The 7,614-nt window shown below is 42.7% G+C and carries 6 protein-coding genes; 1 reads left to right on the top strand and 5 read right to left on the bottom strand.

Annotation, left to right across the window (positions count from 1 at the left end; all coding sequences use genetic code 11):
- From RTK32_RS15925 to RTK32_RS15905, 5 genes are all read right to left on the bottom strand, one after another.
- The coding region (locus RTK32_RS15925; RefSeq protein ID WP_312045671.1) for a ShlB/FhaC/HecB family hemolysin secretion/activation protein at positions 1 to 1,113 on the bottom strand (1,113 nt) is incomplete at its 3' end.
- Between the two features lie 26 nt (positions 1,114 to 1,139).
- A complete protein-coding gene (locus RTK32_RS15920; protein WP_312045669.1) occupies positions 1,140 to 2,114 on the bottom strand; it encodes a fimbrial protein in 975 nt (324 codons plus the stop codon).
- The gene (locus RTK32_RS15915; protein ID WP_312045667.1) at positions 2,107 to 4,665 is read right to left on the bottom strand and encodes a fimbria/pilus outer membrane usher protein; all 2,559 of its coding nucleotides are present in this window, start codon (positions 4,663 to 4,665) and stop codon (positions 2,107 to 2,109) included. The genes RTK32_RS15920 and RTK32_RS15915 overlap by 8 nt, the downstream gene beginning before the upstream one ends.
- A gap of 19 nt (positions 4,666 to 4,684) precedes the next feature.
- Entirely contained in the window at positions 4,685 to 5,407 is a 723-nt protein-coding gene (locus tag RTK32_RS15910; RefSeq protein ID WP_312045665.1) for a molecular chaperone, read from the bottom strand.
- Between the two features lie 57 nt (positions 5,408 to 5,464).
- Positions 5,465 to 6,049: a fimbrial protein gene (locus tag RTK32_RS15905; RefSeq protein ID WP_312045664.1), complete on the bottom strand. Its 585-nt coding sequence runs from the start codon at positions 6,047 to 6,049 to the stop codon at positions 5,465 to 5,467.
- 796 nt (positions 6,050 to 6,845) lie between these two features.
- On the opposite strand from RTK32_RS15905, the gene RTK32_RS15900 reads away from it, so the two are divergent.
- A complete protein-coding gene (locus RTK32_RS15900) occupies positions 6,846 to 7,310 on the top strand; it encodes a winged helix-turn-helix domain-containing protein (RefSeq protein WP_312045662.1) in 465 nt (154 codons plus the stop codon).
- The last annotated feature ends 304 nt before the right edge of the window (positions 7,311 to 7,614 follow it).

Genomic DNA, 7,614 nt, shown 5'->3' with positions numbered 1-7,614 from the left:
AATATTGCTATAATTTTTACTTGAAACAGCAATTGGAAAGCCCATGATATTATTTTCATTAATCCGCTTTTCCGTTTTTAACCAGGCTGAATATTTTCCGGTAGCATTACGATAAACCGTTCTGCTGGTTTTAAAAGAAAGGCGTTCAGACTGACCATCGCTGACATAGCCTCCATACATACCGCCGATGGTTTTTTTATAACTGGATTTATAATAACTGGTTTCAAACAGCCAATAGCCCAAAGGAAGGTTAAAAGAAAAACTTTTTGCAGCCTGATTGTCATCCTCAGCATAAAGATCGTTATAGGAATAGTAGTAACTAATCGTGTCATTCAGGCCCAGAACATTTTTTAGCGAGGTATTGATGGAATATTGATACCAGCCGGTATTGCGATAGCCGGAATTGTTCATCCCAAGATAAACTGAAAAAGGAAAAAATTTGTTGTCGATATGATTGATTCGGGAGTAACCGTATTTATCATCAGGTTCTATCAAAAGCCGATCGGAGGAAGAAACGCGCAGAATGTTATCGAGCCCCTGATCGATATCGCTCATATTAAGGACGTTTTCTTTGGCAAAAGGCATGGCGCTAAACATTCTCGCCTTCTCTCGCCAGCCAGGTTTTTCCCCATTATGGAGAAAACCAGATATTTTACCCCACAGCACCCTCAGCTCCAGCTTTTCGCTGCGCAGCGAACCGGGAATAATGGTGACCTGAGTAGTCGCATAGCCACGACTGATATAAAAATCCGTCAATTCCTTTATCAGCTGCAAGACTTCCTGCTCGCCCATAATCGTATTTTCGTAACGGCTGACAATCTCATTTCGAGCGGCTGAAAACTCAAACTTCTCATCATTTTCAATGACTATTTCTTTGATAGTAAAACGATATTTACTGGGCCGAGCCTCTTCACTGGCAGTATCCTTCTGGGCAGCCTCGCCTTGTTGCAGCTGTTTTTCCCTCTGCTTTTCTTGACGAATAAAATTTTGCTGTTTTTCTTTATCAATACGATCAAGATTTCGTTGCGCCTCATTAAGCCCATAATCTGAATCTGCAGCATAACTGTAACCTATGCTGCACCCCAGAAAAATTAATAGTGCTATTTTATTCATTCTGTATTTCACAACCTTTCTCATTGTTAATTCAGTGTCAGGGTGTAAACGATACTGGCAGACACGTTACCGGCTGATATTCGTGAGCGTAAGGCATCATCAAAATACATTTCTCCGGCATAGGTAACGCTCCGCTTACCGGTGAAAGAAGCAGTGCTGCCAAAACTGCCCGCCTCGTTTATTGCTTTTTCCGTGTAGCGCTGCCCGCTTTTTTGGTAGAGTTTTACATAAACATTTTTCGCCGTTCCCGAATTTTCCAGCACGCCGCTTGTCATACCCCATGCCGTTTTTCCTTCAAAAGAAATTCTTGCTGAAGTCATTTGAGGACAGTCCAGGGTAATAGAAAAATCTTTTTTCGCGGCGGTATAGCCACTTTTTACTACATCAGCCAGCGAGTAATCTCCCAGATCGATGCGATTGGTACTGGCATAAATAGCGCAACTTCTTACTACAACATTAATTTCATCTGAAATGATATTCAGGATTGTCAGCTGGTCTTGTGGTGCATTTTCTGGTGAAACAACCACCTTGACGAGCGAACCAAAGGGAATAATGCCACTGGCAGCTGTCCCCGTTTGTACCAGCTCCAAAAGGATTTTATCTTCGGCCTGTATACAGTTATCCCTACATGTATAAGCACCCGGCACCCATGAGTTATTAGTTTGCGACTGCGGCCATCTTATGCGTATGCCAATTCCCTTAACATTTGTGTTGTAAACATTGCTGATAGCCGATTTAATAAAAGGTTGGGTATAGGAAGAGGTCCATTGAGCGTTGACGCCGCTACCGCATGTATAGGCAATTCGGCTTACAGGAAGAGTAGTGGAATAAAGCACGGTGCCGACCGTTCCACGATCGGAAGGAACAATAGTAACCCTCGGGAAAGTAATATTTTGTAGCGGCGTCATTAAGCTACAAGCAGCATAGGTAGTAAAGGACAGCAAGCCAGCCAATAGTACAAGCGCAATCATAAATATTTTTCGCCAATAAAAGTTAGCCATTTCCCTGGTCCTTTTCTTTACACATAAGTGAGATTGAATTTATACCGCTCTTTACTTTGATATTATTGTTACGAACCCATGACTGGATAATACACATTCGCGGCTTTTTATCTGCATACCACCTGGCTTTTATCGGTCGATAACTATCGGGTAGAACAACAAGCACAATGCCTGCCTGGCCTACTGTTCCCAAAAGGCTGTCATTTTCATCATATATTTTTGTGCCGAATGGGAGGGGATTTCCTGAGGTACCTTTTATTCTCCCTAAAACCGTATTTTTACGGAAATACTGGTATTCTGCTCTAACCACTGCTCCGGCAGTAGGTACTAATATTGGTTCGTCCTCATCGTTTATTTCAAAACCTAAAGGTGCACCTTTAGCATCAAGAATAATTCTGTTCTCTTCATAAGGTGTTAAATTAGGTATCACACCATAGCCATCAGCGCGCACTCTGCTGTTCATCGTATTTCCTATGCTGGCACCCTCACCGCCCGGCGCTTTAATAAGGCCAATGGTGTCGCCCAGATAAGAAAAAAAGTTTATTCCTTCATCGTGTATTAATGCGGCTCCGGAAAGATTTACACCGAAGCTGTCGCTGATTATGCTTTTGCTATAGCTAAGACTTTTTTGCAGATAGCTATCGGTATGACCGACATTGATCCCAAATTCAGGCACCCTTTTACTTGACTGGTTAAAATAGCTGTTGAAGTTTGAAGTATAGTTTTGCCCCTGATGACTTCCATTAACGGAAGTCCTTAGGTTGGCCTGGTCACTGGTGTAGGCCAGTGAAGCAAGCACCGTGGGCGGAAAGCTTTTGGTGTAGCCTAAGGGAACTGAGAGCGCGGCGTAAAAATTTGACTGCTCTTTACCCAGTGCGGTTAACGTTTTACTAAAGTTCAGGCTGTAGTTTATAAATTCATAGCTGTTACGATAACCAACAATCCAGGACGATCGGGACTGGTTAGCCGGGTTATTATTGTTTTTTTCCCATGCTCCTGTCAGCGATAACTCACCCCATTCTGGAGCCAGATACTGACTTAAGGAAACTTCCAGCCGGTCACGGTAGCGATTTATCTCTCTTTGACGGCCCCTGCCTGCCTGCTGGAGAGTTAAAAAGTCGTCCAGCGTATAGTAATTTTCGCCTGTATGATGATACCCAGAGACATTAAGAAAGGTCTGGGTTTCGCTCAGCTGTTTAGCCGCGCTTACCTTGATTTTAGTTGTATCCTTCAGGCTACGCTGCCTGTTCGTCTGGCCCGGACTATCAGAGTGATAAACCTCTATACTGACCGCACCCAATGGCGTATTGAAGGCCGCGCCACTGCTGATACCCAAATAGGTATTATCAAACGTCAGCTGGCTGCCGCCAAAGATTGTCAAATTATTGGTCAAACCGTAGCGTAGAGTCGACTCAAGTATTTCAGGTGCGTTGGGGTAGTCGTAGCGTCGAATTTTACCGCTGGCGACAGACCAACTAAAACGGTCTTTACGTACCAGCTGTGGCAGGCTGCTATAAGGCACGCTAAAGGTTTTTATCGCCCCGTTGCTTTCCCGGATAGTGACGTCTAAATCGCCACCATAGCCAGGCATATTCAGGTCGGTGATATTGAACTCACCAGGAGGAATATTTCTTTCGTAAATTGTGTTGTTATTTTGTTTTATCGTTATGACAGCATTACTGTCGGCCACCCCTCTTATCTGTGGCGCATAGCCTTTCATTATCCACGGAAGCATACGTTCATCACTCTGTAACACCATGCCTCGTAAAGGAACAGTGTCAAACAGGCTTCCGCTGGTATTGAAATCGCCAACGGTTAATTCAGATAAATTAGCACCGATGGCACGCTGAGCATAAGATTGCAAATGCTGTAAACGACCAGGATTGTGATTTCCGCCGCTGACTGTATCCAGAGTAGTCAGGCGCCATGCGCCTAAACGCAGCATGGTTTTTAAATCTCCATACCAGGAAGAGTAGTTGCCATAGCGCGACAGGCTATTTGAGCTGCTTAGAGAATAGTGTAGGCTCATGGCATCAATGCCCTCGTCCCAACGAGAAGGCGGAATAAAGTCTTCCAAACCATGTAAAAAATAGATTTGTGGGATAGTTAACCGTAACGTTTCATTGTCATAGTCATAGGTAGCAGTGGCACCTTTCATCATCTTTACAATATTAATGCACTGCTTTTCTTGCCATTTATGCTGAAGTTTCTTTTCATCAAGCATGAGGTGTGTAAAGACTTCATGAGGAATACAGGGCACCACCTCCCCTGCTTCTTTAACAAATGTCGTCTGGTAGTTTTTTATTTTCTTGTCGTTAACGTAAAGCGCCACGCGATAGGTACCGGCTTTAACCCTTTCCCCTTCCTCCAGCCAGCTAAGATCGATATCCTTATTAAAATCAGTAATAAATGCCGTATTGAAACGAACTTTTTTTCTTTTTTCTGTTAATAGGTCATCTTTAGTCGCCCCTTCAGATGCACAGGAAAAAAAACAGACGCCTAATAATAAAATCGCTGCTGACAAAGGAAAATATCTATTCTTTTTAGGCATAAAAAACCATCTTCAAATATTACAGCGTTAGCTTTTTAAAGACAAAAGCCCCTAAATCGGTAATGTATTGATAATTCATTTCCACTACATTATTGCTGACGCGATTGAATACAATTTTTTTAGAGGAGTAAGGATCGATCATCTCTCCCGGTAACGTTTCCAGCTCTTTATCACCGTCACCCAACAGCGTAAACCTGGAAAAAGAAATATGGTAAGGTGAATCATTAGTAACCGTATATGTCCATTTTGCCTTTTCTTTTTTTACCGTCCATTTTAGGTTCTCTGCTGCTTCAATCAGTGTGCCGGATAAACCTGCTGGACGGTAAAAGGCTTTTATGCGCGTGCGGAAAGCAATGTCCAACTTGTTCCCGGACTCAGCATTATCATCGATTGCCGGTACATCCAGCGCATTTATCCAGAACATGCTCTCCCGATCTTTTGCTAATGCTGTTGCGGCTTCTTCTGTCGGGAAAAAACGGAAAACCTTGCTTCTGTTTGCATTAATTCGAGCTACGGGCGGCGTAATAACCAATGGGATATCATTTGTAATAGCCATGCTGCTATTGCTTTTTTCCGCGAGCCATATCTGTACCAGCGAGGGCATATCGCCGGTATTCCTGATCGTAAAAGACTGTTCTTTTTCTGCTTCGTTTAAAATCACTCTGGTTGCAAGGATTTGAATAGCGGAAAAAGAAAATACAGACCAGCCCAGGGTGATAAAAAATAATATCATCCTTAACATAGTAATCCTTTCATTCACGAATGAGTTACAAGAAGGGGGACGCTGCCCCGTTCTTTATTATTGATAAGTAATTGAATAAACCACATTTGTTTTAACCGTACCGGCAGTAGCAGCGTTGCCTACGGCGGCATACTGCCCCCAATAGGAAAATCTGGCTTTGTTCCCACTGATAGTAACCGGCTGGTGACTGGTATTAGCTTGATTCAGCGCTAGCACCGTTTTATCCTTGTTAAGGATACGAACATAAACATTGCCCGCTCCGCCGGTTGTTTCAGTATTTTTCAAATAGCCGGTGGCAGCGTCTATATTGGTGCTTTGCGCGCGTTCAAACACTACGTTTGCTATTTTATCGTTAGGGCATTTCTCCCCACTCAAATTTATATGGAATGGCGTATCCCCCGCTACCTGACCTGCCTTTGCCAGAGCAGTCACGCTGACAACGGGTAATGCCACTTTAAAATTTGCACCCTGGCTTGGGTTAGCTTCATCCCCGCCTGAAATCTCGCAGGTTGCATCTGAAATAGTGCCTTCAAAACTGATCGTGCCATCATTAGCCGTAACCGCAGCTGAAGAGAATCCACAAACTGCTGCAATCAGCAGTGTCTTTCCATAGCCGTTCCGCATCAAACTACCTTTAATCATGGTTTACTTCTCCCTTTTAAATGTTGCCTTATAGTTAACCGTCTCGTGCTAGCTGGTTTTTACTCAACACTGCTTTTGATTTTTTTATTCAGAAACATTTAAAACTAAAGTAACAGTTTTATCCTGTTCCAATTTAAACTACCCCTAAACCAATAATCTATTATTTAAGTCTTAACCCTGTCTTATTTTGACAAAGGCATTTAAAATCAGCTTATTGAAGAAAAATCTAATCATGGCTTTTCCCTTGCTTAATCGGCGGCTCTCTTCTCTACTTAAGGTTGCTTAAGCAAGCAAAAATGTGGCTCCCCCTCTTTTTGAGTAAAAATGTTTCTTCCTGGTCTCTTTTTGATCCGAAAAATTGCAATCCGTTTTCGCTCCTCCTCATTCTTTGAAATTATTTTATAAATTATTTACATGCCTGAAATATATGACTGCCCGGTAAATTATGGTCACGATTCATCCGACCAGTAAAAAAAAGATTGAATGCACACAAAATTAGCCGCACACTTATGCTTGTGCTTTTTCCTTGTTATTATAAAGGATAAAAGCTGTGAAAAAGATGTTTAACCCACCGCTTACAGTAAAAATTGATTATTTAAAAAATTATTAAGTTAATCCCATAGCGTCAGTTTCACATTTTGTTAAAAATTACATTAACTGACAGAAATATGGCTGCACCTTATTATCACTAAGAATGAGGTAAATGTTCATCTTCAGCTACCCTGCTGGTATCATATTATTAAATAAACACCAGGATAGCTTTCGGATATGCCATCTATTAAGGAAGAACAACATCATGGATAATAAAGACAATAGCGTTTATTGTATTAACGGTCAGGTTCATTTTTTTCCACAACAGAATAAGCTCGCCTCTTGTAAAACAGGCGAAGCCTTCACTACTTATGTTACCGCCTCACGTTGTTTGCACCTGTTGATTTGCCAAAGCGGGAAAATGGTATCCCATCATGCCCTTTATGCTGCGGGCTGGGAAAATCATGGAAAAATCGTGACTCCTAATACACTTTATCAGACCATTTCTAAACTGAGAAAGCAGTTACAGGATGCCGGACTGACGCAAGATATTATCCAGACTCACCCGCGGCGAGGATGGTGTATCAGCGAGACGGTTTCTATTGAGGAAAAGACCATTGATGCACTAGCGGATACGGCGTTACAGCAACACGGTCTGAAAGATCTTTGCAGGAAAATATTTAGTGCTTATCCAAAGAAGATGCTGACGTCTATTACACGTTTCCGCTAATTCGCTTTGGCGATGTTTTGGATCAGGCGGGCTTAGCGCTATGCATCGGGGCCAGTAATATAGCCCTCTATGTTGTTACCAGACGTCAGGAACAGGCATGAATAAAGTGTGAATCGCGCCTCTAACCCGCAATAGTGACATGACGGCAGACGGAAAACGCCCGAGAAATATGACAGGTAAATCAGACACAGGGAAACGGTATAACAAAGAGATATCGGGATAACGTACAGAAAAGATGGGAGGGTGATACTGGAGCGGGAAACGAGACTCGAACTCGCGACCCCGACCTTGGCAAGGTCGTGCT

Source organism: Erwinia sp., assembly GCF_031978025.1.
Classification (GTDB): Bacteria; Pseudomonadota; Gammaproteobacteria; order Enterobacterales; family Enterobacteriaceae; genus Erwinia.
The sequence above is the reverse complement of the archived record's forward strand: the minus strand, read 5'-3'. Positions and strand labels throughout refer to the sequence as shown.